Source organism: Novosphingobium sp. TK46 (genome assembly GCF_055361525.1).
Window position 1 is genome coordinate 275,533 of the sequence record NZ_JBSZKB010000002.1, and the last position, 26,212, is coordinate 301,744.

A 26,212-nucleotide genomic window follows, 5' to 3' on the forward strand; every position below is an offset into this window, starting at 1 on the left:
CCATTAGGACAAGATCGAGGGACCGGATACAAGGCTCGAGAGCGTGATCCCGCATGCTTACATGTCACCCAGGAGAGATGAATTGCTGTTTCATACGATGGTAGGATCGAACGATATCGAACGATCCAGGGGCTTCTACAACGCCGTGCTCGGCGTTTTGGGAGTAGGGGAAGGAGCAACGAACGTAGCCAACAGCGGGCACACTCGGCTCTTCTACAGCAACAAGGGCGGAACGAATTTCATCGTCAGCCAACCGATCAACAATGAACCAGCAACCGTAGCCAATGGCAGCACCGTCGCTTTCTCTTGCAACTCCCCCGAACAGGTAGAACTGTTTCACGCGACCGCACTCGCCAATGGCGGCACGTCCATTGAGGATCAGCCCGGCCCACGCGAGTCTGCAATGGGAACCATCAATCTCGCATACGTTCGCGATCCTGACGGCAACAAGCTGTGCGGGATCCACATTCCAGCCTGAGTCGCCGCCGCAAGATCATCGATTCAGGTAGGTGCCTGCTTCATAGATCGCCGACCGGTTACAACCGGTCGGCTCGACCCACGTGCAGCCATCAACGCGGCGCGATCGGGAAGATGAATAAAAGTCCGCTGTCGCGGAGTTCTAATGAGCCTCGAATGTCTGGATTGAGGGCGGCAGGCGCCCTGCCCCGCTTGTTCAGCCACGCACGTCCGCTACGGGCGATTGCTTTCCTGAATCCGGACAGACCTTTCGCGCCCCAATTGCGGACATTAAAAAAACACAGCTAACAACGCCTGCTTACAAATCGCTTGAAGGTGTCCGATGGAGTTTCCGAACGGTCGGCTGAACCTATATCTCACTGATATAGGAGAGCCGTCCGAAAACCAGTTGCGGATCGTAGTGGTGGAAGGCCTGCTCGGCGAGCCGGCTGAGATCGACGTCGACGGTGTCGACTTGGGTGAAGGTCGATCGATCCTTGTGACCGACGAGAGCCGGTCTTTCGAGCTACGTTGGGACAACTACGTCGCATACGCAGTCAGAAACGAAAGCTTCTGGAAAGGCGAGGGTGATGAGTTGCCGCGAGGAAAGATGCTTGAGCGGCGCTTCGACACAGCATTCTTCCATTATGTCTCCGCTACCACATTCGCCGACGATGAGTACCCGGGGCCGCTAGAGCACTGGTCGCTGACCACGCTAAATCACTGCGTGGATGTGGTGAGCGTCGGTCCTCCGCGTGTGATGCTGAGCACGTCTCGAGCTTGAACGTCGAGCCGGGATCAATGTCCGCTTTCCACCGCCTGACTGGCCGCAAATGGCGCCGATACGATGCCCGTAAGCTGACGTCGCAGCCGCCGCTTGGGAGCCGTTTCCCGTGAGACGATGGAGATGAACGACGGTCCGCTTTCGGGCACGTCATCTCAGCCCCTTAGCGGCCGGAATGAGGGCGGCAGGCGCCCTGCCCCGCTTGTTCAGCCACGCACGTCCGCTACAGGCGATCGCTTTCCTGATCCGGACAGACCCTTCGCGCCCCGATGATGGTCATTCGTAATTCATAACTTCGCGCTCGAGAATTGCCGACCCAATCAGGTGCGGGTGTAGACTCCGAGTGAGCGGATCCTGCCGCTTTCGTCGAAGCGATAATGGTTGGTGGTCTCGCGCGTGCTACCGTCGGCAAGCTGCGCGACGATCTCGACGGCGATCCCTTCTGGGCCTGCAAAGCGTGCCCCGGGATTGGGGAAGGGCGGGCCGGACGCGAAGACCGAGGCATGCAGCTGTCGGATAGCGTCCCTGCCTTCAAAGCGCGTTCCGTTGGGCAGGGTGAAGCTCGCGTCCTCGGCATAGAGCGCGAGGAGAGAGTCGATGTCCTTGGCGCGGATGGCGGCGAAGTAAGCGTCTACGGTTCGCTGCGGATCGGTGCCGCCCTTTTCTCCGTCGGCTTCGCGTATAGCGCGGCGAAGACGCGAGAGCATGAAATCTCCGGATCGCAACAGACTCCCGAGCGCCTCAGTTTCGGTGACGGGCAAATCCCGGCAGTGATCGACGTCCTTCTTAAGCAAGTCATGCAAACCGGCGAACGTGCTGGGCGCGCCTGTCCCCTCACGGGCTTGAACCATGCGCGGGCCCACACCCAGGGCAAAGCTCTGTGCGGAGCCAGCCATGAACGCGTCGATCAACTGTTGACGGTCGAAGCCCAAATCGGCTCCGACATCGACGATGGCTGCGGACATGCCGTAGTTTGCGATCGAGATGAGGTTGTTCAGCAGCTTGCCTTCCTGCCCACGGCCGACCGGCCCAAGGTGCGAGAGCTTTTTTCCGATGGCTTCAAGCCATGGGCGAGCACGCTCGAGATCAGGCTCGTTGGCGCCGACGAACAACGAAAGCTGCCCTTCTATCGCAGCAGGTCCTCCGCCTGAGACGCCGACATCGACGAAACCAATCCCATAGGTAGCCGCTTGGTCCGCCAGCGATTTGGCGAGGTCAGGAGACACGGTGGAATGCAGGATGATCGTGCCGCCGTCGCCCAGCGCGCGATACAACTCGCCGTCGGATAGAAGCTGTTCAAGCTGTGCATCGGTGCGCACGCAGATGCCAAGCATGTCAGATCGTGCTGCGGTCTTCACCGGATCCGGTTCGCGCTCGGTTCCCGGCTCATCAAACGCCTCCAGCATTTCCGGCGAGACATCGCAGCCGACCACCTCGAAACCACTTCTGGCAAGCCTGCGAGCGATTGGTGCGCCCATGCTTCCCAAGCCGATGAAGCCAACTTTCATGAGATTCTCTCCTGCGATTTCTCGCACATCGCGTTTTTCGATTGCTACCGCGTTCGCATCACGCCGACAACGAACGCGCTGATCGCGAGGTCTAATATCGCTCGCATGTTGCCCATCCAGGCCTATCAACGCTGGCAGAGGGTGAGACACAAGACATCACCTCCTGACGACGTGGTCTGATCAGTTCGCGGAGGAATGGCGAGAGAAGTGATTCAATACTTCGCTCGGACAGATCATCGCGCTCCAGTTGCGGCAGCCCGAAGTGCAAGATTGGGCACCGCTCGTCCGCTATCCACCTCCACTTGAGACGAAGAGCGCCGCCGTGAGGCGCCTCAAAGCGGCCGCCGTCTAACCCCGCCTGGAATGTGTTATCGGCTCGTCAGCCGGATGAATGGCGGTCCGCTCTTGGGCACCGCATCATAGCCTTCCAATGACCGGAATGAGGGCGGCTTCGGCGGCTAGCGACCAGTTCCGGTCTCACTGCCCAGATCTCCAAACGGCAGCTTGCGAGGGAAGCCGTCATTTACGACTCAAGAAGCAGGATGCTCGGCATTCGGGCTTGTTCGCTCCCGTCGAGAGGTCGCCATGAAACGAGCGCTGCAGCCGGTCAGGACATCGCCTGCCCGCGTATCGCCAATTTCCTTACCGGTCGGGTGACTACCGGCAAGGGCCCTTCCAGCATCGCGCGAGGAAGCGCACTATTTGTGATCGCTAATCCTGCTTTGAAAACATCGATCCGGATGACTGCTGTCGCCTAGCTGACTAAGACCTAATTTCGGATATGCCATTGATGGGAGTAACACCGGGAATGGCGCAGAGCCGCAGAATGGGCGTGGAAGGCTCGAAGCAGCGCACGATATTGATGGACGCGACCGAAGCTGTCTTGTGTGACGAGGGTTATGCCGGCATTTCTGCCCGCAATGTCGCGGTCAAGGCGGGACTGACGAAGCAGCTTCTCTATTATTATTTCCGGACCATGGACGATCTGATCCTGGCTGTGGTGCAACGCATCAATGAGCGCCGCATGCTACTTTTTAACGAGGCGCTCGCATCATCCGATCCCTTAAGCGCGTTGTGGGCGCTGAATAGCGATCCGTCCGGTGCGACATTGGCGACGGAATTGACCGCAATTGCCAGCCATCGCGACACCGTCCGCGCGGAAATCGTGGCATCTGCCCAGCAGTTTCGAACACTCCAGGTACGCGCCTTTTCCGAGCTGCTCGCGAAGCGCAATATCGTCGATCCCGCCGCGGCCGGAATAGTGATGATTGCAGCAGCTTTGGCAAAGACCATCACGTCTGAAGCGGCGCTAGGCCTTACCGAGGGTCATGCCGAAGCCTTGATGATCGTGGAAAAGATGCTGGCGGCATATTCGACGGTCAACAACTGATCTCGCTCACACGACGAGGTCCATAGCTTCATTTTGCCCCAAATTGACTTGCCGAAAATGGGATGCTATCCGATCGGTCAGCATTTAAGATCAGCGAGAGCGGCGGGCTGCAAAGAGACCAGCTCCATAACTCGCGACACGATGCGGCCGAGCGACATACCCATCAAAATTTCAGGAGAGTGCAATGCTGGTTGAACGATCGGAACTGACGGTAAGGCCAGGCGCGGAGGATGAATTCCACACCGCCATCACCGAGAAGGGCGTCCCCTTGCTGCAAAGCGTCGAAGGCGTCCTTTCGGTACAGGTTGGTCGCGGCGTCGAAAATCCGTCGAAGTTCATGCTGCTGGTCGGATGGGAGTCGATGGATGCCCACACTGCCTATGGCGCAACTTCCAAGTCGACCGAACTGCGCGGGATCATGGGTCCGTTTCTGATGGGCGGCGCGATGGAGCATTTCGAGGTCCAGTGACACCCGCAGTCAGCGGCCTGATGCCTTGAAATATTGCGAGGCCAAAGTCCGTCTGAACGGAACAGAGGCACTCAAAGCCGAGGAATTCAGCCGTGAAAATCAGCATCGAAAACATCAAGCCGAAGGTCGGTGGCGTAGTGACCGTCGACAAGGCGCATCTGTGCGACCCGGAGGTAGCGGCAGCGGTCAATGCCGCGCTGGAAGAAAGGGGCGTCCTGGTGTTCCCCCGCATCAACCTGACCGATGAAGAGCAGCTTGCCTTCACCGATGCTCTAGGCGAGCGGGTCAATTATGCCAAGGCTGCGCCCGGTGCGGACGTGCCCGCCAAGGATATCTATAAGATCACGCTCAACAAGGAGATCAACAAGGAACCGGACTATGTCCTGGGCACCTTCTGGTGGCATGTCGATGGCGTGACGACGGATTTCCCCCTGCCTAAGTCAACTCTTCTAACTGCCCGCACCCTCTCATCTGCGGGCGGCGCAACGGAGTTTGCCAATCTGTTTGCAGCGTATGACATGCTGCCAGAGAACGAGAAGCAAGCGCTTGAGGGCTTGCAGGTGATCCACCATACTGAAGCGAGCGTGCGCCCGGTCTTCGCGACGACCCCGCAGGCGCGGATCGATCGTTATCGCGAAATGTGGCCTCCTATGGAGCGTCCCCTGGTGTGGACGCATCCTGACGGACGCAAGTCGCTGCTGATCGGGACTCATGCCGATGGCATTGTGGGAATGCCGGGACCGCATGGTCGCGCGCTGCTCTGTCGCTTGCAGCAATGGGCGGCACAGCCGGACTTTGTCTATACGCACAACTGGTCTGTCGGCGATCTGGTGTTCTGGAACAATCATGGCTCCATGCACCGGGTCGTGCCCTATACCGACGAGGAGCGGTCGATGCATCGCACCACCATCGCGAGCCATGAGCAGCCCGGCCGGATCGCCATGCCCGATGACGTGGCGAAAGTCATGGCGCCCGTGATCTGATGCAGCTTCCGACCGCCGCTTTTTTGGAGCGGCGGCCGGGCAGCGGCGCCGCCGTCCGCATGTCGCTAAACGCTGCTGTCAGTCAGGCTGTTTCTACAGTCTTGAACAGGGTTTCAACGAACGCTCGGGTAGCCGCATGCCCAGTCGAGATCCCGATCGATTGTTCCATGACAAAAGCCCGTCCGACAGCCGCGATGATCATCGCCGCGACCTCCGGCGGACATTGAAGCTTGCCCAATCCATCCGTCTCCAGAGCCTGCTGCAACGCAGCCGTCTGCATCGTGCGGAATTTCTCGACATTACGGGTCATCGCCTCACGGATGGAATGCCGATGGTTGGCGAGCGCCATGAACTCGGCAGCCAGCGCCGTGCGATGAGGATCGGCATTATACTCCCAGATGGCTCTCAGTGGATTCTTGGAAGCGAGCGCGGCAGCAAGAAGTGCCTCTGATCGTTCGGCCGACCGGAGGTAGAATGCGAGCATCAGATTTTCCGTGGTCGCAAAATGATAATGGACAAGCTGCGGTTTCATACCCGCTTCGATCGCGATACTGCGGCCATTTACGGCGCCATAACCATCCCGGCGCATCAGACGCTCGGCCGCATCCAGAATCAACGTCCGGGATTCCTCTGCATCCAACCGTCTTCTTGCCATGTCGGATCCTTCTTCGTTTAACGTCCTTTAGAATGAGTCAGATCAGGTTGCCATTCGACAATCGACCGCTTGACGCCATCCCGCCATGTGATACTGTATATATATACAGTAATGGAAACAGGAAGAGAGCATGGCGACGACCGCACAGCTTCGTTTTGAATGCACCGACGTCACCCCACGGATCGGGACCAGCATCGAGACGGACGTGGCCACGCTGCTGCATGGGTCGAAGGCGGGCGACATCCGCACTGCGCTTGAACAGCGCGGCGTCCTCGTCTTTCCAAAAATCACCCTCAGCGATCAGGATCAGGTCGCCTTCACCAAGACACTCGGCCAGATCGTCGATGAGGGCGAAGGCAATATCTACAAGATCACCATGGATCCTACCGAGAATGTGCAGGCGGAGTATCTCAAGGGCGCCTTCTTTTGGCATATCGACGGCACCATGTCGGATCGTCCGATCCTCGCGTCCATAATGAGTGCGCGGCGATTGTCGCCGACTGGCGGCGATACCCTCTTCTCCAACACCTATGCTGCCTATGACGATCTGCCGGAGTCGGAGAAGGCGGCGCTGGAGAAGCTCAAGGTCGTGCATATGCTGGAGGTGTCGCAGCGCTATGTGACGCCGGAGCCAAGCTGGGCGGAATTGCAGGACTGGCAGCAATATATACCGCGCACCCTGCCGCTGGTGTGGACGCACCGTTCGGGGCGCAAGTCACTCGTGCTGGGCTCCACGGCTTCACATGTCGAGGGCATGGACCTGCGTGAAGGCTGGGCGCTGCTCACACGACTGCGCGATTATGCCACCCAGCCGCAGTTCGTCTATCGCCACCAGTGGCAGGTCGGCGACATGGTTATCTGGGACAATACCGGCACTATGCACAAGGCGACGGCATACTCGCTGGATAGCGGGCGGATGATGCACCGGACAAAGCTGGAAGGCGAAGAGTCCTTCTCATGAGCAACGAAATGATGGCATCATTCGAGTCGATCGTGACGGGTTTTTATCTGGAAGGTCTGCTCGTAGACGGCGATGACATCTGGTACACGGATGTGACCGTCGGCGGCGTTCACAAGGTTGGCTCCGACGCGGTCCTTTTGCCGGATCGTACGATGATCGGCGGTCTGGCCCGCAACGAGGACGGCTGCCTGCTGGTGGCAGGGGTGGGCGGGATCGTCTGGGTCGATCCCCTGTCCGGCCGATCGGGCACGCTGGTCGAAGGGCTGGACGGCGCGAACGAGATGCGCGCCGACGGGCGCGGCGGCCTGTTCTTCGGCACGATCGACCTGCCCGGCATATTGGAAGGGAAGCGGCCCGGGCCATCCACAATCCAGCATCTTTCACGCGACCGAGACCTCACGCAGCTATGGAGCGGTCTGACCTTCGCCAACGGTTTGGCGATCAGCCCGAACCGCAGGACCCTCTATTTCAACGAGAGCTTTTCCGCGACGCGCGCCTTTCCCATCGGAGAAGATGGTGCGCTGGAACAGCCCCATACCCTGATCGAGATGGCCGACTGCGACGGCATGGCGCTGGACGCCGATGGCAATATCTGGGTCTGTGGCTTTAGCTCCAGTGAGCTGCGCTGCGTAACGCCGCAGGGAGAAGAGGTTCGCCGCCTGTCCCTGCCCGGCGAGGCCTGTACCAACATTCGCTTCGGCGGTGCGGACCTGCGCGACCTCTACGTCACCATCGTGGATACCGCGTCCGCACAGGCCCTTGCCGAAGGCAGGCCGCTGACGGAACGCAATTCCACCCTCTACCGCACGCGCAGCCCTGTTTCCGGCGCACCGGTCGAGAAGACCAAATTTCAGCTATAATTAGCCCTGGAGAGGCAGATATCATGAGTTCATCGTCGAGCGCCGCTCCAGTCGCGGTGGTGACCGGCGCTAGCCGTGGCGCGGGTCGGGGCATAGCGATCGCGCTCGGCAGCCATGGCTGCACCGTCTATGTCACGGGCCGATCCGAAAAATCGGGCGATCACGCCCTGCCCGGCACAATTTATGAAACGGCTGAGGCGGTGACTGCGGCAGGCGGCACGGGCATTGCCGTGCGCTGCGACCATGGCGATGATGCGCAGGTGCAGGCCCTGTTCGATAAGGTGAAGGCCGAACGGGGCCGGATCGACATCCTCGTCAACAATGCCGCCGCCATTTATGACGAACTGAACGCGCCCGGCGAGTTCTGGGAAAAGCCCTTGAAGCTTGGCGACCTGATCGATGTCGGCATTCGCAGCGGCTATGTGGCGAGTTGGCTCGCGGCGCCGATGATGGTCGAACACAATCACGGTCTCATAATCTTCACGTCCGCTTCCGGTGCGGCCCATTATTCTCTCGGCCCCGCCTATGGCGCACACAAGGCCGGCATGGACAAGATGGCCTTCGATATGGCTGTGGATTTTCGACATGCAGGCACGGATGTGGCGGCGGCGTCCATCTGGATGGGGGCGCTGGGCACCGACCGTCTGCTCGCCATCATCGCCAGCGATCCCGCGAAATATGGCTATCTTACCGACCAGATCGAGACGCCGGAATTCACCGGCCATGTCATCTGGGGCCTCTACTCCGATCTCGCGCTAGCGCAGAAGAGCGGCCAGACGCTGATCGGGGCGGAACTCGCCATCGAATATGGCGTAATGGACGAGGGGGGACGCCAGCCACCCTCCTGCCGCGCATACGGGGTCGCGCCGCTGCCCCCCTATCCCAACATCATCCGATAGCAGGCCACGACGATGACAGAACCCGTACAGCGTATCCCCCGGATCACCGAAACCGAACGAACAGATGCGGTGCGTGCTATGTTCGATGCCATAGCGGGTGTCGGCCCGGCCAATATCGAGCATCACCCGGTGCTGATGACCTTTGCCCAGCACCCGGCACTCACGCATCCGTTCCTGGATTTCAACAACCATATCCTTTCGACGAACACCCTGCCCGTGCGGCTGCGCCAGATCGTGATTCTGCGCACCTGCTGGCATACGCGAGCCGTCTATGCGTGGACGAGCCATTTGCAGATGTCGCTTCGCCTCGGCCTGGAGGAGGAGGTTTTCGCGGCGGCAAAGCAGGGCCCGGCATCACCGTACTGGTCGCCTGCGGAACGGACCGTGCTGACAGCGACCGACCAGGTGCTCGCGAATTACGACATCGACGACGCCGGTTGGGAGGAACTGAGCGGCGTTCTTGATCGAAAGCAGATCATGGACCTGCTTTTCACCGTCGGCACCTATGCCATGCTGGCCATGGTGAAGAACACGATCCGCGTCCAGCGGATGCCCGATCTGCTCGAACTGGCCGACCGTTACGGGGCGCCTGAATACCCGGCTCCGTGAGAAGATACCGGTACTACAAATGAAGGGAATCAGAATGACCAAAGTAGCATTGGTGACAGGCGCAGCGGCGGGCATCGGGCGCGCCTGCGCGCGCGGGCTCGCGAAGGATGGCATGGCGGTCGCCGTGCTCGACCTGCTGATCGACCAGGCGCAGAAGACCGCCGACGAGATCGTCGCCGAAGGGGGCAAGGCCATTGCCGTGCAGGCCGACATCTCCGACCGCGCGCAGGTCGAGGCGGCGGTGAAGGCCGTACGCGGAGCCCTCGGCCCGATTACAGTATTGGTCAACAATGCGGGCATCACCAACACCACGCCCTTCACGGAAGTAACGGACGAGCTGTGGGACGCGGTCTACCGCATCAACGTCAAAGGCACCTTCATCGTCACCCAGACCGTCCTGCCGGACATGGCCGCGGCGAAATGGGGGCGCATCGTCAACATCTCCTCGTCGAGCGCGCAGACGGGACAGGCGAACATGATACCCTACTGCTCGTCCAAGGGGGCGATCGTCAGCATGACGCGAGGCTTGGCGGAAGAACTGGGGCCGCTCGGCATCACCGTCAATAACATCCCGCCGGGCATCATCATGAACACGATCATGTCCGAGGCCAACCGCGAGAAATTCCCCATACCCATCGAGACAGTGCGCGAAATGATGCCCGTGCGACGCACCGGCGAGCCGGAGGATATCGCCAGCGCCTGCTCCTGGCTATGCAGCGAGGGCGCCAGTTATGTCACGGGACAGACTATCGGGGTCAATGGTGGACGGTTGCGAACAACATAATTCGCCCGCCGTTCGGGGACGCAGACCAATGATCGTCGACCCTTCGTCGCCACCCGGACGATCCCAGGTGCTAACCATCACTATTCCGGCAGCGGCCGACGAATTGAAGACGTCACCCGCGCCCGCGCGAACGCATAGGTTAATAGCAGCGTCATAATCTCGCCGCGGTATTATTGCTTGGATAACGCCGCGCTTGTTGCTGTTCAACGACGTCTGGCAGGCTCCGAAACCGCCCTTGTCAGCCTATGCGATCGACGTAAGGACTTCGAGAAAAGCACGTATCTTGGAGCTCGAAAGGCGGCGGGAATTCTGGAGTGCCCAGATCTCGACCTTCGGTCCGTCGTCGACTCCCCAAACAACCAGCTTGCCCGCAGCGATGTTCTGGGCTGCCAGCAGCTTCGGCATGAGGGCGACGCCCGCACCGGCCAGCACCGCATCCTGCACCATCAAGAAAGAAGAGAAGCGCAACCGCACCTGCGGGCTGAACTCGCGCGCACCTTGGTCCGTCTTGATCCGCCAGACCGCGTCGGCGGACGTGGCGATATGTCCCACCGCAGCTACCATTATGTCGGCGTCTGCTGGACTCGTCACAAACGGGTTCGGTATCTGCGGCGATGCGACCAATAAACGTTCATCTTCAAGGATCCGTCTCCCGACCAGGCGCTCGTCGGGATCCGGATTAATGCGGATCACCAGATCGTAATTGTCCTCGACCGGATCGACCTTGCGATCCTCTGCGACGATCTCGAGCGCGACGTGCGGGTAGGCCTTGACGAAATCCGCGGCGACACGCGGCAGCATGACATGCGCGAAAACGATGGCGGCACTGATCCGCAGCGTCCCGCGTGGCACAGACGCACCAGAGGCGACGGCCTGTCCGGCCTCGCCGATCTCGGCAAGCGGGCCTTGGGTGCGGTCGTGCAGCGCGCGCCCTTCCGGCGTCAGGCGGAGCGTCCGCGAGCCGCGGTCGATCAGGCGCACGCCCAGATGGGCCTCCAGCTCGGCGACCTTGCGCGACAGCGTCGCCTTGGGCCGGTGAGCTGCGCGACTGGCGAGACCGAAGCCGCCGTGGGAGGCGACGAGGTTGAAGTCGGCGAGAGCCGCGAGATCCATAGGTGTTCCATGATCGAGACGATGTGTCCCGATCATGCCATCTTCTTCGATTGATCGGAACGTCTATCTTGCATCCAGCGACGACGGGGTTGTCTCGACGATCAAGGAGATACGACATGACGATATTAATAACCGGTAGCACTGGCACCATCGGCACGCAGGTGCTGGCCTTCCTCGTTGGCAATGGCGCCGAGATTCGAGCGCTAACCCGCACGCCGGAAAAGGCGCAGTTTCCGACCGGTGTCACCGCCGTGCAAGGCGATCTCTCCGACATCGACAGCGTACGCGCCGCGCTCGGTGGCGTGAGCACGCTGTTCCTTCTCGCGCCAAACGCACCCGACGAACTGACGCAGGCGATGCTGACGCTTGACGCCGCGCACGCTGCCGGGGTGAAGGGCATCGTCTATCTGTCGGTGTTCAAGGGCGAAGCCTATGCCAACGTACCGCACTTCGCGAGCAAGATGACCGTTGAGCGGATGATCCACGCCGCAGACCTGCCCGTTACCATTCTGCGCCCGGCCTATTTCATCCAGAACGACCTACGACAGAAGGACGCGTTGCTGGGCGGCAGCGTATACGGCATGGCGATCGGCGACCGGGGTATTTCGATGGTCGACATCCGCGACATCGGCGAGGCGGCCGCTAAGGAACTGCTGCGTCGCGAACGCACGGACGGACCGCTGCCGCACGAGACCTATGAGCTGGTCGGCCCGGACGCGCTCACCGGCACCTCGATCTCGGCGCTGTGGAGCGACGTGCTCGGGCGGCCGATCGGCTATGCCGGCAACGATCTGGATGCGCTGGAACAGCGGTTGAAGTCGTTCGGACCTGCTTGGCTTGCCTATGACATGCGGCTGATGATGCACCGCTATCAGGAGGACGGCGCGATCGCCACCGACAGCGAAATCTCCCGCCTAGCGACGCTGCTCGGCCGCGCGCCGCGCTCGTATCGAGACTTCGCCGAAGCCGCCGCCGCCTCGTGGGCGACAGCCTGAGCCCAGCACGAATCTTCTGAAGGAGACTTCCTATGACACGTATCCTGTTCGTCGGGCAGAAGCCCGAGACCGTCGACTTCTCGGACCCGGCGCTGCCGCCGGGCTTCGACGCCGACAAGATCAACGCCGGCATCGTAATCGCGGTCGAAAAAATCCGCGAGTGCGGGTGGCAGGGCGACACTTGCATAATCACTCCCGATGCGGCGGGTGGTGCCATGCTGGAGGCGGCGCTCAATGGCGCGGCTTATGACTGTGTGGTCATCGGTGGTGGCTTGAGGTTGCCACCCAAGAGCCTCGGTCTGTTCGAGATGGTGGTGAACCTCGTTCACAAGGCAGCGCCAAATGCCGCGATCGCATTCAATACGCGGCCCGAAGACACAGCCGAAGCAGCTGCGCGGCAACTCGGGCGGACTTGAGGGCCAACGGCGGGCCGGCTCGCAACGCAGCCCCTGTCCATCGCTCGTTGAATGCCTGCTTCTGTCGGAAGCCGCCACTTATAGTCTGCTGCCGAAGCGGCGGCTTCGTCCCACTTGCCGTCCTTAGCCGCGATACCTGCGGCAACATGAACAAGCGTCCGCTTCCGGGAAGCTACCGTGGCAGCCGGAATGTCGCATTTGAGGGCGACAGCCACCCGGCCCTGCCGCATCCTTGTGCCCTGATGGCCTATGGCGCAGCCCGATGCCGGACATGCCGGTCCTGCGATGAGAGCGGACTCAACGAACGGATCTAAAGCGGTGAATGATCAGTTAGGCGGCCATTCGATGTATCGTCTCGAGCACCCTGTCCGACCTGTATGGCTTTGGGAAGAATACAGCGTCATGCGGCAGCGTGACGCCGCGCGGCCATGGCTTGCCTGAAGTTATGATGATTTCGATTGGAGGCCAACGATCGCGAATGCATGCGGCGAGTTTGATTCCGTCAATCCCGCCCGGCATGTCCACATTGGTGAAGACAATCTTGATGTCGGTTCTGGTCTCAAGGATGGCGACGGCGTCCGACGCATTTGCAGCCTGCACAACCTCAAAGCCGGCGTCCTCAATCAAATCGGTGGCAAAAAGCCGAAGGAGGGGTTCATCCTCAACAACGAGCACGATGGGCTTGCGCTTCATGGCGGTTCTACTCAAGCTTCTGCTAAGTGGTCGATCGAGGCGCGCATATCTGCTTCTAAACCAGTAGGTTCGTAACGGATGTCGACACCACCTGTTCCTACCAGCCCAAGTCGGGTCAGTTTTGAACCGAACCCGCGGCGCGTTGGAGCGACGACCGGAGGGCCCCCGATCTCGCGCCATTGCAGTACAAGCTGGCCACCGCCTTCCCCGCTCTCAATCCGCCAGTGCAGGGTGATCGCGCCACCTTGCGCGCAAAGCGCCCCATACTTGCATGCGTTGGTCATAAGTTCATGCAGCACCAAGGAGAACGAAAGTGCCGCACGCGCTCCGAGTGCAACCGGCGGGCCTTTCAGTTCCACCCTATCTTCAAAGCCAACTGTTTCGATCACAGCTTCTGCAACGGCGCACAGATCAGCGTCAGCCCAACTTTTCTGAAGCAGCACATCGTGTGCAGCGCTGAGCGCCAGAAGCCGTTGTTCGAAGCTTTCAACCGGTTTTCGATCAACCACCTCTCGAAGAGTCTGAGTGGCTATGGCCTGGACCATCGTCAGCATGTTCTTAAGCCGATGGGAAAGCTCTGCGTTCAAGATGTCCTGCTGTTGCTCCCCTCGTAATCTTTCAACGCCTGCCTCTAACCTATCAGCAACGCTACGAAGGAAGCTCAGCTCTTCGGACAGCCAAATCCGACGTGAAGTCGCGTTCACGATCAGCACAGCGATGGTTTTGCCTTGTTGCCGGACAGGCATATTTACCAGCGCTTCAATTCCAATGCCCAACATCGCTGTAGGGTTGCTGGCTGTACGCTCGTCAGTAAAAACGCTTTCGATCACAAGCGGCTCACCGCGAGCGAGATGATCCCGGATCGCACCGTAATCCTCAAATCGATGCTTGCCGGCGATGCTAGGAACGCCAGGCGCGGTCCAGTCGGCCTCGATGACGACATGCTGCACGGAGATGTCAACGTGGCCAAACCCGGCACGTTCCACGCTTAAGACCTGACCGACAATCTCGGACACCAAGTGTGTCATGGTCCCGATATCGGAGCTTGCGCGGATACGATCTCCAATTTCAACAAGTGCTGCTTGCAAGCTTGCCATACGGTCGCTTGCGTGTGCGATCCGTCGCAGTTCAAGATGATCACTAGCTTGGCGAGCTAAAGCGGAGAGAAGGACCTTTTGAGTGTCACTCAATCCATTTGGTCTCGCTTCCGTATCAATCACGCACAGACGTCCAACAATTTCTCCGGAGCGCAGCTTCAACGGTGCGCCTGCGTAATACCGGAAAGCGCGATCTCCGGTTATCAGGGGATTATCGCAGGTGCGTTCATCTGCAGAAAGATCGACCACCTCAAGCAAAGTGTCGGTGTCAATATCTATGCTACAGACAGATTGCTCGATCGGTGTCTCGCTGACGTCAACGCCTACCCGAGCTTTGAACCACTGGCGCTCGCTGTCTAGCAAGCTGATCAAGGCAATCGGCGTACCGCATGTTTGGGAAGCTATAAAAACAATATCGTCAAAGGCCTGCTCATCGGGCGTGTCGAGCACCATGAGCCGCGCCAGCGCGACCGCGCGTTGAGCATCATTGTTTATTTTCACCATGCTCGCCACCCATGTGCCGCCCAAGCGGGACACGTGACGTAAGCTCGTCTTTTGTTTCAAGAGTCAAGGAAGCTAACCTCAATCCTGATCGGAGCGCTCAGAAGCTCGAAATCTTAACGCGGATTACACCCCCATAGATTACGTCAGGGACGGCGGGTCAGGCAAGCGCCGGACTCCACCTGCTTCTTCAAGCAGACGTGTCTGAATTGCGACATAAGAAATTTCTGCCGCAGCAAGTTGAACGTCGGCGTACTGTCTCAGTGTCAAGGTTCGCAAGGCAATGATCATCGACGCCTGGCTCAGTTGGCCAAATGCGTCATTCGGATCCTCAACTAGCTCGACGGCGAGATCCGCAAGAAGCTTGGCTCGAATGTCGAGCTGCTCTTGATACGCTTCGTCGCTCATGTGTCGCCCTTCGGCTTGATCAGTTATCAACTCAGCATCAATAATGCTTGCATACTATTTACTCAGCGCAATAGCTCGCGCTTAACGCTGACCTAAAACGCCACTTAGCAACTTGCTCTCTGAAGCTTGACCACTCCGGTTCAGTGTAATCCAGTGCCTCACGCAGGTCGGGATCGGCACCGAGCGTGTTCAAGCGCTTGCACGCCGCCTTTGCATCGCCGTCCCCTGGGATGTCACGATGCCCTTCTTCGAGGAATTCGCTGCAGAGTGAGCGTGGGCCGGCTACACGCGAGCGGATCTCGGCAGGCTTGCTTGTGTCGCTGATCAACGCACGTCTTTCACGGCTTAAGCAGACGCTAACTCTTTTCAGGACCTGGATCTTATTGTTTTAGGCGTACTTCGACACGATGTTCCGACACGATGAAGATGCGCGGCTCGACGCGCTATACCGCTTGAACTTGCTGGACACGGCACCCAGCGAGAGCTTTGACCGGATCACCCGCATGGCCGGCCAGATCTTCGGCCTGCCGATCGCCGCAGTATCCCTGACCGACCGCGATCGCCAATGGTTCAAGTCGCGGATCGGTGTCGAGCATTGTTCGATACCGCGCGAGGGAGCGCCGTGCGCGCAAGTGGCCGAACGCGCCGAGACGCTGCTGATCCCGGACCTTCAGGCGGACAGCTGCTATCGTTCCAGCTTGTTGGCAGAGCAAGGCATCCGTTTCTACGCTGGTGTATCTCTGACCACGCGAGAGGGGCACAGCCTGGGTGCACTCTGCGTGCTGGGCACCGAGCCGCGTGAGACGAGCGAAAAAGAGCTGAGCGCGCTGAACGATCTTGCCAAAATGGTGATGTCGCAGATCGAGCTGCAGCATGCCTTTGGCCGGCTAGACCCTCTCAGCGGATTGCCCAACCGCAACCAATTCCTGGAGGATTTGGCGGATCTTGGCCGTGATCGTCCCGGAGAGCATCGCCTGGCCGTGGTAGTCGATCTGGCCAGATCTGAGCAGCTGAACCACGGGCTGCGAGTGATGGGATCGGGTTACCTCGACCAAATCGTTCGCGAGGCGGCGGTGACTATCGCGAGCACAGTCGGTCATGCCTTTCCCGCCTACCATGTCGCCACCACCCAATTTGCGTTTCTCGCAGAACCGTGTCTCGATGAGCAGGAATGTGTCGCTAAACTCGTGGATATGCTTGCACAGATCCAGACAGAGTGCCGGTCCAGCTTCGTCATGGCGACAAGCATCGGCGTCAGCCCCTTCATCGCCGGCGAGACACAGCCTACCACAGTGCTGCGGATGGCTCACAGCGCCGCTCAGGACGCACGCGCTCGCTCGCCAATGGTCAGCGTCTACTCCCTCGTGGAGGATGATGCCCACCAGCGTCGCTTTCAGCTTCTCAACGATTTCGGCCATGCCATGGAGGCTGAGGGTCAGCTGACGCTCGTCTTCCAACCCAGGATCGATCTTAGTAACGAGGTTTGCATTGGGGCAGAGGCGCTGCTGCGCTGGCGCCATCCGGAGCTCGGGCAGATTTCGCCTGCCGAGTTTATCCCGGTGATTGAACAGACTGCGCTTGCCGGACCCATGACCAGGTGGGTGCTCGATGCCGCGCTGCGCCAACTGGCGCAGTGGCGCGAAGCGGGTCTTGAGCATCGCCTGTCTGTGAATGTGTCCGCCTCCAACCTAGAAGATCCTTGCTTCGCCGAACAGGTGCAGCTGCGAATCCTGCGACATCGCGTGCGCCCCGAGTGGCTAGAGCTGGAGGTGACCGAAAGCGCGGTCATGTCCGACGTCGCTAATGCCACGAGCCAGCTGACAGCTTTGGTCGAAGCGGGCATCCACATCGCGATCGACGACTTTGGCACGGGCCATAGCAGCTTGGCATACCTGCAGAAGCTGCCCGGCAAGATCTTGAAGATAGACCAGTCGTTTATCCGCGAGATCGACATCGGAGAACGCGAGCGCACTTTGGTTCGCTCGATGGTCTCGCTCGCACACGATCTTGGCTACCATGTCGTTGCCGAGGGTGTCGAGACGGCAAGTGTCCGTGATTGGGTGATCGCTTTGGGTTGCGACGAGGCGCAAGGCTACTTCTATGGCCGCCCAATGACGGCGAATGGCTTCTTGGCATGGCAAAGTGACTTTTTGCGAGATAGACATGTCCTGGTTGCCGCTGCCTGAGGCAGCCATTGATCCATTTGTGAACCTTCAAAACTATTTTGCCACTGCAAAACTACTGCCATTCGCTCATGCCAATGATATGGTATTATTCAGCGTACCGTTCGCAACGACCCGAGAGTTTACGGCAAAAAACAAGAGTGATTTTGCATGACCCTTAGGTTCATTTGATCAGAACTGCAGCGACCACTCAGCTGCCCGTATTATGGTATTACAATGAAATGTACTGAGTCCCGTCCAGCTTTCTTACTCTTAGAGCACCCGAAGATTGGGGATAGGCAACGTTGTCGAAGAGGAGTAAGCAAGTGTCGCTCGTTAGTTTATGAACCAGACATCCAGCCGCCGCTTCACCTTTGACGAGTTGCCCTTCAGTGACGCAGTAGGAAATGGATCTGCTGGCGTTGTTTTCAATCCGTGAAGGTCAAGGTGACACCACGGTTCCACGAACAACACGCACCGTCGAACGGCAGCTAACCCTGCGGGTCGCCCCGAAAGCCGTCAGTCCGCTTACCACCAGACATAATATGAAGTGGACCGCCGCAGGGGGCCGGAAAGCGGCCGCTGAGGTATACGCTAAGTATGAATGCACAGGCGCCTACTCAGATGAATGACCGGCCGCTTTCGGGCATGCCGTTGCGGCAGCGGAGTGACTGGGTTGAGGGCGAACAGCTCCTCCGCTTTTCCGCAGTGACCTAGAAAGCGACGTTCAAGCCTACGCGAGCCTAACCCGAAACCTGACATCCATTCAGCTTACGTGGTCTTGCTATCGCAGCTTGAAATAGGAAACCCGAGAATCGCCTCGGAAAGCTAGGCAGCTGCGCGATTTCTACACTCGCGCGCGAACCATTCGTGCGATTATTCCTCACCGCGAGTACACGCCCATACCGACCATCAAAGCCCGCCCTGTGCGTCCGACGAGGCGCGCCGCAAACCTACTCTTCGGCAAGCGTCGCGGATCTGGGCATGAACAGGAACAGCACACTCCCACAAAGCACGCCAATGCCACACACGACGAGGAACGGCGCGAACCCGCCGCCATTGCGGAGCAGGATGCTGAGCAAGAGTGCTCCCACTGAAACGGCGATCGAGATCGTCGCTGTCATCATGCCCATGACCGTCGAATAGATGCGGACGCCGAATGTCTGCACCACTAGGAAGCTCACCAAATCGCCTTCCGCGCCAAATGAAAGCCCGACGAGCAGAATGGCGAGTGTCAGCACAAGCGGAGAGTCGAAGCTAGATGCGATTAGGAAAAGGCCGATCGCCGACAAGGCCATGCCAATCGCAGCGACTAGATGCGGCGGAAAACGATCAAGCGCGATGCCGCAGATGAAGCGGCCCGCCAGCGTTCCGGCGGCAAAGGCAGAAATCATCACCGATACGCCACTACTGCTGACACCGTTGTCGAGCAGAACCATGTTGAGCTGAGTGAGCGCGATGACCTGCGGCAAGTTACAAAGCAACATGGCGCCAACAAGCACCCAGAATGCTCGGCTGGTGAAAATAGCTCGGTAGTCACCACGCACGGCGCGCGCTCTTGGCACCTTGGCTTCTGCGCGGTTGCGCTCAGCCGGCATCAGCAAAAGTGCGATTGCGCCCATTGCGCCGGAGAATACGGCCATCACAAGGTAGCCCGCCCGCCATCCTTGCGCCTCGACGAAGTTGTTGAGGAGCGGCGCTGCCACGACGCCCATCAAAGCCGGACCCGATGCAACGATGGCCAGCGCGAGCCCTCGCGCGTTCTTCACGTACGCGACGACGGTGCGGCTATATACCGTGGCGGTCGTCGTGATGCAGACCACCCCCATGACGACGAACAAGGCGGTGTAGATCCGAATGTCGCCTGACTGCAGGCTGAGGAAAGTGTAGGCGAACGGGAACGTGATGACACCGATCAGTGCGGTCAGCCTAACCCCGACGATATCGGTCAGCCTGCCGATTAGAGGAAAAACGAACGTGGCTACGATCCCGAGGCTGCCGATCGCGGCAAAGTCGGACCGAGACCAGCCGAACTCCTTGATCATGTGCGGCGCCATGATGCTGGTGACGTAGTTGGTGATCGAATAGCCCGAGCTCATGCCGATGATCGCGGCGAGCAAGGGGCGCCACTGAACGCGAAGTTCCTCCAGATAGGCCGTCATCGATCTCCCAACTTTCGTTTATCCAAGCTGTTCAAGCTTGAGAGGCTGAAGCTCTCTTCAACCCTGCGGCCATGGCTGTCAGCGCATCGCGACGCGGCAGGGACAGCAGCTGCTCGAACATCGCCAGATAGTGCTTGCTGCTGAAGAAGGTTGGACCGTTCGCGATGTTGTCGAGCGTAAGTTCGGCCACCTCGTCCGCGCTCATGGTATTCTGCATCTTAGTCACGTCGACGCCGCTTTTCGCCAAGGCCTCGGTCTCGGTCGCACCGGGGCAGAGTGTCAGCACATCGATACCCTCAGGGTGCAACTCGCCCCAAAGCCCTTCGCCGAGTGATTTGACCAAGGCCTTGGTCGCTGAATAAGCCGTGGAATACGGACAGCCCATCAAGGCTTCGATCGAGCTCGTCAGGATGATACCGGCGCCGGCACCACGCGCACGGCGTTCGCGCAGGCGTGGGATGATGCCGCGCGTCAACTGCAGCGGCACGTGGCAATTTACAGCCAACATTTCCGACATCACGCTGGGATCGTTTGCCGCATGCTCGCCCTTCATGCTGAAGCCGGCATTGCTGACAAGCAGGCCCACATCCGACGCGGCGGTCGCAGCCAGCATCTGGTCGGCCGCGTCGGGCTGGGAAAGATCGACCTGAACCGACTGGGTCTTGATGCGATAGGCATCGGTCAAGCGATTGCCGAGTGCCTCGAGACGATCGATACGGCGGGCAACCAGCACCAGGTCCATGCCCTTGCGCGCCAGTGCCTCGGCAAAGGCTTCACCAATCCCCGAGGATGCGCCGGTTACCAGCGCCACCGGACCATACGTGTTTTTGAATTCGTCGCTCATCTCTTCACTGCCAATACGCCGCCATCAACCTTGATATCGGAACCTGTGACATAGGACGCATCCTCGGAGCACAGAAAGACCGCGACGGACGCAATCTCGTCGCCGGTTCCATAGCGCTTCAGCGGCGTGACCTGCAGCATCTCGTCCATGACCGGATGCGCCTGGGCTTCGGCGCGACCCATGCTGGTATCAATGAGCCCGGGCGAGATCGACATGATCCGGGCGCCATGCTCGCCGAATGCCGCTGCCTGGCGCTCTACCATCCGATGCACGCCGCGCTTCGACAGCGAATAGGCATGTCCCGGATGCGTCACGCCCGTCCGCAATGAGGTTGAATCCGCATCAAGCGGTATCGCATCGATCAGCGCGTCGATCTCGGCCGATGCCGCGGCATAGCCTGACGACGAGGCGATCAGCACGGCGCAGGCGCCGCGCGCCATCCGCGGGCGAACCGCCTCCACAAGCCGAGCCGTGGCATCGTAGTTGACGGTGAAGATGGCATCGGCGTCGCCCATGGTCGGTGACAGGCCGGCCGTGTGGATGAGCGCAGCGATAGGCCGCTCTCCCACAATTGCCATCAAATTGGCCGGGAAGGACGCATTCGCGATGTTGCAGGCCAAGGTCTCCACCTTCGTACCAGCCGCTCGCAGAGGCGCTGCCAGAGCTTCCAGACGATCTTCGCTGATGTCGCACAGGATCAGCGCAAGACCTTGAGCTGCCAGCCGCTGCGCTGATGGTGCGCCCATCCCGCCTGCTGCCCCGGTCACGATCGCGACGCCCGCATTAGATCCTACCACGCTCATGATGATGCCCCGCCCCGCGCTTCTTGCAAAAGCTTGCGCGCAGCGGCCACGCACTTGCCCAGCCGTTCGTGCTGGTCGACCCCGGCTTTCGCCTGGCTGCGCAGCGGGACTTCGAGGCTGTAGACCCGGTCCGCAGGCAGCACCGCCAGAAGCGCTGGCAGGCCAAGCTCACCTTCGCCAGGCACCATGCGCTCGAACATCGATTCCTCGAAATAGGTGTCGAAGCGCGGCGCGATGGTGGCATCGCACAGTTGCACATACCCGATGAGCTCGGGATCGAGTGCCGCAACGTCAGCCACGGTCGAGCCGGAACGGATCACGTGCATCGTGTCGATCAGCAGTCGGAAATCGGACCGACCCACGTGGCGCACGGCCGCAAGGGCGGTGGAAAGATCACCGACCGTCAACGATGGCGCCAATTCCGTGGTCGTCACCAAACCTCGAGAGCCGACCATCTCCGCCATTACGGCAAACTCGTCGAACGTGCGGGCGAGATCCGGATCCATGCTGACCGTGTTGATCACTTCGACACCCAGATCGCACATGATGTCGAGATCAGCCTCGTGGTCCTTCGCGCCAATGCCCTGACGGATCGTCAGGCCCTCACCAAGCGATATGGTGATGCCGCGGTCGCGCATCGCGCTTTTCATCTCGCGGCGCAAAGCCGCATCATCGCGCAGAGAGAACGGTGCGTAATCGTAGATACCGAAGTTGAAGCTCGTCAGGCCGGTCGAGATATGCTGGCAGCCAAGGTCAGCCGCGAGGTTCACGAACTCCACGGGCGGCAGGCCGAATACGCTGATGTTTTCAATGCCAAGTCTTGTCACAATCCACTCCTGACGGTTCTTGTAGTTCCGCGTCCGCATCTTCGAGCTGGCGCGTTAAGCGTCGGCGAAGCCAAGCTCGATCACTATGCCCGTGGGTTCCTCAAGGAAAATCTGACGCAGCTTCGCGCGCTCGACGTAGTTCTCCCAGAAGGAAAGCCCGAGTTCCTCGATCCGGTCCTTGATCGCGTCATAGTTCGAGCAGCGTAGTGCGACATGGTCGATAGCGCCGCTGCCCGTCGTGGCGATAAACGGCTTCTGCGCATCGCCTGGAAAGACCTCGTCGGCACTGGCGACGTGGATCACGGCGGCACCGTTTTCGTCCAGAACCCATCCACCCCGCTCATAGGCATCGAAGCCGGACGGTCCGGCCAGCTTCATGCCCAAGGCGTCCCTGAAGAACGCCATCGTGGCTCCAGGATTGGACGTGCGGATGTTCACATGGTCTAGGCTCAGAACCGGCATTTCGTCTTCTCCCAGGCTCGTCGGTTCGCTCCTTCGCAAAGATGCGAAGCAGACTTCAGAACGAGACGCAGACTTTTTGCGCTTCGCGTGCGTTGCCGCCCATGATCAACGCGTCTGCGATGTGGTCCACCTTGAATTCGTGCGTGACCAGAGAAGACAAATCGTATCGACGGGACCGCATCATCTCGAGAATGTCGACCACCGCTTCCTCAGTCGGCATCGTGCCGCAGCCACTGATGTGCCAGTTGCTGTAGCAGACGCCGAGAAGGTCGATCGCTACGGGCTCATGGTGGACGCCAACGATCGCCAGCGACGCTTCGCGCCCCGCGATCTTGGCGAAGCTGTCGACCGCCACCTTTATCCCGATTGCGTCGATGTAGAGGTTGGCGCTGCAGCGCTCTCCCAGGAACGTGCGCTGCGCACCGAATTCCTCGATCGCTCTGGCCGCCAGGTCCTCAGTCGCGGTGTTGCAGGTGAGCAATCCAAAGCTGCGCGCGTTCTTGAGCCGCGCCTCAGAGAGGTCGACCACCATCACCTTGTCGCAGCCATACCACTGCAGCATGATGGCAGCCGCCATGCCGATGATTCCGGCTCCGAAGACGATAGCGGTCTTGCCGGGCCCCGGAATCAGGCTCTTGGCTGCTCTGGAGCCGATCACGAACGGCTCCAGCAGAACCGCTGTCTTTACCGGAATATCGTTGTCGATCTTGAGGACACTGTACCCGACCTCGCACTGCGGGATGCGGATATATTCAGAAAAGCTGCCGACTGTTGCCATGCGGCGCATGTCGCGCAAGGCTTTGCCCTGGTTCACGAAGACATGATCACCAAGTGCTAGCCCGGTGACGCTCTTGCCTACCTCGGCAACTTCGCTCACGGCCTCATGGCCGAATTCATGATCCTGCCAGATCATGTTGGAATCGCCACCATGGCGATAAGCTGAGACGTCTGAACCGCACACACCAGCCAGGAGATTACGAACGATCACGTCATTATCGCCGCATTCGGGATAAGGCAGGTCGATTACGTCAACGTGCCCAATCCCGCGATAGATCGCCGCCTTGTAGGTTTCGGATTTCATGATCGACATCCCTCGACAGTCGCCGGCCGCTCAGTTCAGGGCACAGGTCACTACCTCGTTTGCAGTGCTGTTGGCGTCGGAGCAATGGGGCAAAGACGTCGAAAATCTGCCAGGTTGTCGAAGATTGGCCAGTGTCGGTCCCACAGATTAAGTTGTCGTCGCAAGCCCTGTGCTTGTCCTAAAGTGACTTGGCGAGGTGCCGGTGGCTCGGCGAAAGGCAAAGCTGAAGCTTGAAAGTGACGCAAAGCCCAACGCATACGCGACGGCTTTAACGCTTAGTCCAGAACGAAGAAGACGTCTGGCGTGTTCGATGCGCTCATGGGCGACGTACTCACCGATTGAGACGCCACGGCTATTCTTGAACCCGCGCGATAGCTGGCGAACTGACAAGTTGCACAAAGTTGCTAGTTCAGTCAGCGAAGGTGAGGATCCAACTTCCAACAAGCGATCGTCAATTAACCGCAATCTCCAAGTCGCGAGACCATCCGAGCTGGTACGTAGCATCGACGTTCCGCGATAGAACCGCTCGAGGTGGATGGCGATCTGCATAGCGATGGCTTCGCCCATCGCCTCGCTAGCGAACCCTGGGCTCCGGGCCTCTTCGCCCAGTTGGATCAGCAAACGATCGATGGCAGGAGTGGCGATATCAAGGCTTGCGTCAAGGTACTGATCAGTCCACTCCCGATCCATATCGAGCCATTTCGCTAAGCGATCGACGGGCAGGTGACATACAATCGCGTCTTGGCGGCCCACGCCGCTGCGCACTCGCATTGTTTCTCCAGGGGGTAAGAGAAAGAGCCTCCCGGGCATCTCAAAACGCGATGGTGCCCAATGGTCTGCGAAACATAGACCGGTGCCCGGCAGCCGCGGACTGAGGCTAAGATCTAAGCGATAGGAGCCATCCTGTCGTAGTAGGCGCTGATTCGAGTCCTGCAGGTCGAAGTGCCAGACCTGCACGGAAGCGGCAGGAAGCGAAAGCTGGGCGTCCAGCCTGGATCGACCCATCTGTATTGCCGATAGTGATATGGCGTACTCTCCAATCGACAACCGCTTGAGCCGGCAGGCGGCACGTCGCTATTGGATAGCACAGTCACGTCGGAATGCGAGTTAGAGTCCGTTTCAGAAGTCATGCTGACCGTGCGATCCGCCTGACGAGAACCATGGCGGCGGCTGCGTAGAGGGGACTAGAGAACGCGGGGATCGAACGCCGGCCACCTCGCATGAGACAAATTCGTGGTCGCGGACCGCGTGGCCAGAGGTTGCTGGCGCCTCTGCCGAGATTGAATGATCCACGGATTACCTACATGAACGAGTGGCGGCTTTCGGGTATGCTCTCTGGGCGGCACAGTGACTGGAATGAGGGCGAAAGCCGGCAAGCTGACCAAGGGCTCATAATCGGAAGAACTGTTCCGCTGAGATAAGAGCAGACTGGCAACCGTCGGCTCAACTTTGGATGTAACGTTCAATAGCGTTGCGTGTCCGCTCAGGGCGCGGCAGCAAGTCCCAGCAGAACGGTCGCCATAGTACAGCCTGCATCGCCGACGTTCCAACGATGCATACAGCCCGGAACGATCACGCAATCGCCTGGGTACAACGCCAGACTACCGTGCTCGGTGTCTAACGTTACCTCGCCCGCAATGACGATGTCATAGTCTAGCGTGCTGGTATGATGCATGGGCGAGATGTGGCCGGGGGCGAAATTAGCAATCATCCAACGGCTTGCACTTGGCGCCAGACCAACGTTCATCCAATGCTCATCGACCGCGCGCCTGGCGGCCTCAACTTGAGGGGGCAACTGCGTGGTCGACCAAAGCACTTCGCCTTTAACCGCTCCCGGTTCCATCTCCGGCATCTCGATCGTGCGCTCCGCCGCTATGAAGGATTTGCCATCCGCCCCAACTCCGATTTCGATTAGCCGCATTGACTTGCTCCTCTGGTACCTACTTGGCCGGTCGTGTCGACGCAGGGCTGAACCGCCCCGGGATTGCCGCATGCCGTTTGATTTAGATTATGCGGCCACAGGTATGTCGTCTAGCAGCGGATCAGTTCTAAGGTGCACTGCTAAAGCAACAATATGGACGCGAAACTATGCGTTGCCGTCAGCCATGGCCTGATCGTCTCGCCGTTCAAATCCGACGCCACTCCAATCCTCTAGCAAAGCGAACCTTTGCACGCAGTGAAAGCGTTGCTCCGTAGCCCTGCTCGTGACGATTTCCGCAACTTAGAAAAATGAATGACCGTCCGCTTCTGAGCGTGCCGTTGTGCCAGCTCAATGACGGGAATGAGGGCG

27 protein-coding genes are annotated in these 26,212 nt (G+C 59.6%); 13 read left to right on the forward strand and 14 right to left on the reverse strand.

Annotated features, from left to right (window positions below):
• Positions 1-82 precede the first annotated feature (82 nt).
• Together ACXJ1Z_RS19585 and ACXJ1Z_RS19590 are read left to right on the forward strand one after the other, a co-directional pair.
• Positions 83-478: a VOC family protein gene (locus tag ACXJ1Z_RS19585; RefSeq protein WP_463781418.1), complete on the forward strand. Its 396-nt coding sequence runs from the start codon at positions 83-85 to the stop codon at positions 476-478.
• Between the two features lie 321 nt (positions 479-799).
• On the forward strand, positions 800-1,240 hold the full coding sequence (locus ACXJ1Z_RS19590) for a hypothetical protein (RefSeq protein WP_463781420.1): 441 nt from the start codon (positions 800-802) through the stop codon (positions 1,238-1,240).
• 320 nt (positions 1,241-1,560) lie between these two features.
• Here the strand turns inward: ACXJ1Z_RS19590 and ACXJ1Z_RS19595 are convergent, their stop codons facing one another.
• Complete coding sequence (locus tag ACXJ1Z_RS19595; protein ID WP_463781421.1) at positions 1,561-2,775, reverse strand: NAD(P)-binding domain-containing protein; 1,215 nt, start codon at positions 2,773-2,775, stop codon at positions 1,561-1,563.
• Positions 2,776-3,556: 781 nt separating this feature from the next.
• Between ACXJ1Z_RS19595 and ACXJ1Z_RS19600 the strand changes: the two genes are divergently transcribed.
• The 3 genes from ACXJ1Z_RS19600 to ACXJ1Z_RS19610 all read left to right on the forward strand — a co-directional run bounded on the left by ACXJ1Z_RS19600 (position 3,557) and on the right by ACXJ1Z_RS19610 (position 5,590).
• Positions 3,557-4,138: a TetR/AcrR family transcriptional regulator gene (locus ACXJ1Z_RS19600; RefSeq protein WP_463781422.1), complete on the forward strand. Its 582-nt coding sequence runs from the start codon at positions 3,557-3,559 to the stop codon at positions 4,136-4,138.
• Between the two features lie 184 nt (positions 4,139-4,322).
• Complete coding sequence (locus ACXJ1Z_RS19605; RefSeq protein ID WP_463781423.1) at positions 4,323-4,607, forward strand: antibiotic biosynthesis monooxygenase family protein; 285 nt, start codon at positions 4,323-4,325, stop codon at positions 4,605-4,607.
• Between the two features lie 92 nt (positions 4,608-4,699).
• Positions 4,700-5,590, forward strand: coding sequence for a TauD/TfdA dioxygenase family protein (locus ACXJ1Z_RS19610; protein WP_463781424.1), 891 nt, complete (start codon positions 4,700-4,702; stop codon positions 5,588-5,590).
• An 82-nt stretch (positions 5,591-5,672) separates the two neighbouring features.
• On the opposite strand, the gene ACXJ1Z_RS19615 is transcribed toward ACXJ1Z_RS19610, so the two are convergent.
• On the reverse strand, positions 5,673-6,245 hold the full coding sequence (locus tag ACXJ1Z_RS19615; RefSeq protein WP_463781425.1) for a TetR/AcrR family transcriptional regulator: 573 nt from the start codon (positions 6,243-6,245) through the stop codon (positions 5,673-5,675).
• Between the two features lie 130 nt (positions 6,246-6,375).
• On the opposite strand from ACXJ1Z_RS19615, the gene ACXJ1Z_RS19620 reads away from it, so the two are divergent.
• The 5 genes from ACXJ1Z_RS19620 to ACXJ1Z_RS19640 are packed head-to-tail and all read left to right on the forward strand — an operon-like array spanning position 6,376 to position 10,358.
• Positions 6,376-7,206, forward strand: coding sequence for a TauD/TfdA dioxygenase family protein (locus ACXJ1Z_RS19620; RefSeq protein WP_463781426.1), 831 nt, complete (start codon positions 6,376-6,378; stop codon positions 7,204-7,206).
• Complete coding sequence (locus ACXJ1Z_RS19625; protein WP_463781427.1) at positions 7,203-8,066, forward strand: SMP-30/gluconolactonase/LRE family protein; 864 nt, start codon at positions 7,203-7,205, stop codon at positions 8,064-8,066. Before ACXJ1Z_RS19620 ends, ACXJ1Z_RS19625 begins: the two co-directional genes overlap by 4 nt.
• Positions 8,067-8,089: 23 nt before the next feature.
• A complete protein-coding gene (locus ACXJ1Z_RS19630; protein ID WP_463781428.1) occupies positions 8,090-8,965 on the forward strand; it encodes an SDR family NAD(P)-dependent oxidoreductase in 876 nt (291 codons plus the stop codon).
• 12 nt (positions 8,966-8,977) lie between these two features.
• A complete protein-coding gene (locus tag ACXJ1Z_RS19635; RefSeq protein WP_463781429.1) occupies positions 8,978-9,574 on the forward strand; it encodes a carboxymuconolactone decarboxylase family protein in 597 nt (198 codons plus the stop codon).
• A gap of 34 nt (positions 9,575-9,608) precedes the next feature.
• Positions 9,609-10,358: an SDR family NAD(P)-dependent oxidoreductase gene (locus ACXJ1Z_RS19640; protein WP_463781430.1), complete on the forward strand. Its 750-nt coding sequence runs from the start codon at positions 9,609-9,611 to the stop codon at positions 10,356-10,358.
• A 243-nt stretch (positions 10,359-10,601) separates the two neighbouring features.
• Here the strand turns inward: ACXJ1Z_RS19640 and ACXJ1Z_RS19645 are convergent, their stop codons facing one another.
• Positions 10,602-11,471: a LysR family transcriptional regulator gene (locus ACXJ1Z_RS19645; RefSeq protein WP_463781431.1), complete on the reverse strand. Its 870-nt coding sequence runs from the start codon at positions 11,469-11,471 to the stop codon at positions 10,602-10,604.
• Positions 11,472-11,587: 116 nt separating this feature from the next.
• On the opposite strand from ACXJ1Z_RS19645, the gene ACXJ1Z_RS19650 reads away from it, so the two are divergent.
• Together ACXJ1Z_RS19650 and ACXJ1Z_RS19655 are read left to right on the forward strand one after the other, a co-directional pair.
• Entirely contained in the window at positions 11,588-12,466 is an 879-nt protein-coding gene (locus tag ACXJ1Z_RS19650; protein ID WP_463781597.1) for an NmrA/HSCARG family protein, read from the forward strand.
• A 32-nt stretch (positions 12,467-12,498) separates the two neighbouring features.
• A complete protein-coding gene (locus tag ACXJ1Z_RS19655) occupies positions 12,499-12,882 on the forward strand; it encodes a hypothetical protein (RefSeq protein ID WP_463781432.1) in 384 nt (127 codons plus the stop codon).
• Positions 12,883-13,212: 330 nt separating this feature from the next.
• Here the strand turns inward: ACXJ1Z_RS19655 and ACXJ1Z_RS19660 are convergent, their stop codons facing one another.
• The 3 genes from ACXJ1Z_RS19660 to ACXJ1Z_RS19670 form a co-directional block, all read right to left on the reverse strand.
• Complete coding sequence (locus tag ACXJ1Z_RS19660; RefSeq protein ID WP_463781433.1) at positions 13,213-13,575, reverse strand: response regulator; 363 nt, start codon at positions 13,573-13,575, stop codon at positions 13,213-13,215.
• A gap of 11 nt (positions 13,576-13,586) precedes the next feature.
• The gene (locus ACXJ1Z_RS19665; RefSeq protein ID WP_463781598.1) at positions 13,587-15,176 is read right to left on the reverse strand and encodes a sensor histidine kinase; all 1,590 of its coding nucleotides are present in this window, start codon (positions 15,174-15,176) and stop codon (positions 13,587-13,589) included.
• A 138-nt stretch (positions 15,177-15,314) separates the two neighbouring features.
• A complete protein-coding gene (locus tag ACXJ1Z_RS19670) occupies positions 15,315-15,581 on the reverse strand; it encodes a hypothetical protein (RefSeq protein WP_463781434.1) in 267 nt (88 codons plus the stop codon).
• Positions 15,582-15,988: 407 nt separating this feature from the next.
• Between ACXJ1Z_RS19670 and ACXJ1Z_RS19675 the strand changes: the two genes are divergently transcribed.
• Positions 15,989-17,767 carry a putative bifunctional diguanylate cyclase/phosphodiesterase gene (locus ACXJ1Z_RS19675; RefSeq protein ID WP_463781435.1) on the forward strand — a complete coding sequence of 593 codons (1,779 nt, stop codon included), beginning with the start codon at positions 15,989-15,991 and terminating at the stop codon, positions 17,765-17,767.
• Positions 17,768-18,696: 929 nt separating this feature from the next.
• On the opposite strand, the gene ACXJ1Z_RS19680 is transcribed toward ACXJ1Z_RS19675, so the two are convergent.
• The 8 genes from ACXJ1Z_RS19680 to ACXJ1Z_RS19715 all read right to left on the reverse strand — a co-directional run bounded on the left by ACXJ1Z_RS19680 (position 18,697) and on the right by ACXJ1Z_RS19715 (position 25,843).
• Positions 18,697-19,905 carry an MFS transporter gene (locus tag ACXJ1Z_RS19680; protein WP_463781436.1) on the reverse strand — a complete coding sequence of 403 codons (1,209 nt, stop codon included), beginning with the start codon at positions 19,903-19,905 and terminating at the stop codon, positions 18,697-18,699.
• Positions 19,906-19,936: 31 nt separating this feature from the next.
• A complete protein-coding gene (locus tag ACXJ1Z_RS19685) occupies positions 19,937-20,749 on the reverse strand; it encodes an SDR family NAD(P)-dependent oxidoreductase (RefSeq protein ID WP_463781437.1) in 813 nt (270 codons plus the stop codon).
• On the reverse strand, positions 20,746-21,546 hold the full coding sequence (locus tag ACXJ1Z_RS19690) for an SDR family NAD(P)-dependent oxidoreductase (RefSeq protein WP_463781438.1): 801 nt from the start codon (positions 21,544-21,546) through the stop codon (positions 20,746-20,748). Before ACXJ1Z_RS19690 ends, ACXJ1Z_RS19685 begins: the two co-directional genes overlap by 4 nt.
• 2 nt (positions 21,547-21,548) lie before the next feature.
• The gene (locus tag ACXJ1Z_RS19695) at positions 21,549-22,379 is read right to left on the reverse strand and encodes a sugar phosphate isomerase/epimerase family protein (RefSeq protein ID WP_463781439.1); all 831 of its coding nucleotides are present in this window, start codon (positions 22,377-22,379) and stop codon (positions 21,549-21,551) included.
• A gap of 54 nt (positions 22,380-22,433) precedes the next feature.
• On the reverse strand, positions 22,434-22,841 hold the full coding sequence (locus tag ACXJ1Z_RS19700; protein WP_463781440.1) for a VOC family protein: 408 nt from the start codon (positions 22,839-22,841) through the stop codon (positions 22,434-22,436).
• A gap of 55 nt (positions 22,842-22,896) precedes the next feature.
• The gene (locus tag ACXJ1Z_RS19705) at positions 22,897-23,922 is read right to left on the reverse strand and encodes a zinc-dependent alcohol dehydrogenase (RefSeq protein WP_463781441.1); all 1,026 of its coding nucleotides are present in this window, start codon (positions 23,920-23,922) and stop codon (positions 22,897-22,899) included.
• A gap of 147 nt (positions 23,923-24,069) precedes the next feature.
• The gene (locus tag ACXJ1Z_RS19710; protein WP_463781442.1) at positions 24,070-24,693 is read right to left on the reverse strand and encodes an AraC family transcriptional regulator; all 624 of its coding nucleotides are present in this window, start codon (positions 24,691-24,693) and stop codon (positions 24,070-24,072) included.
• A gap of 712 nt (positions 24,694-25,405) precedes the next feature.
• Complete coding sequence (locus ACXJ1Z_RS19715) at positions 25,406-25,843, reverse strand: cupin domain-containing protein (protein ID WP_463781443.1); 438 nt, start codon at positions 25,841-25,843, stop codon at positions 25,406-25,408.
• Positions 25,844-26,212: the final 369 nt, after the last annotated feature.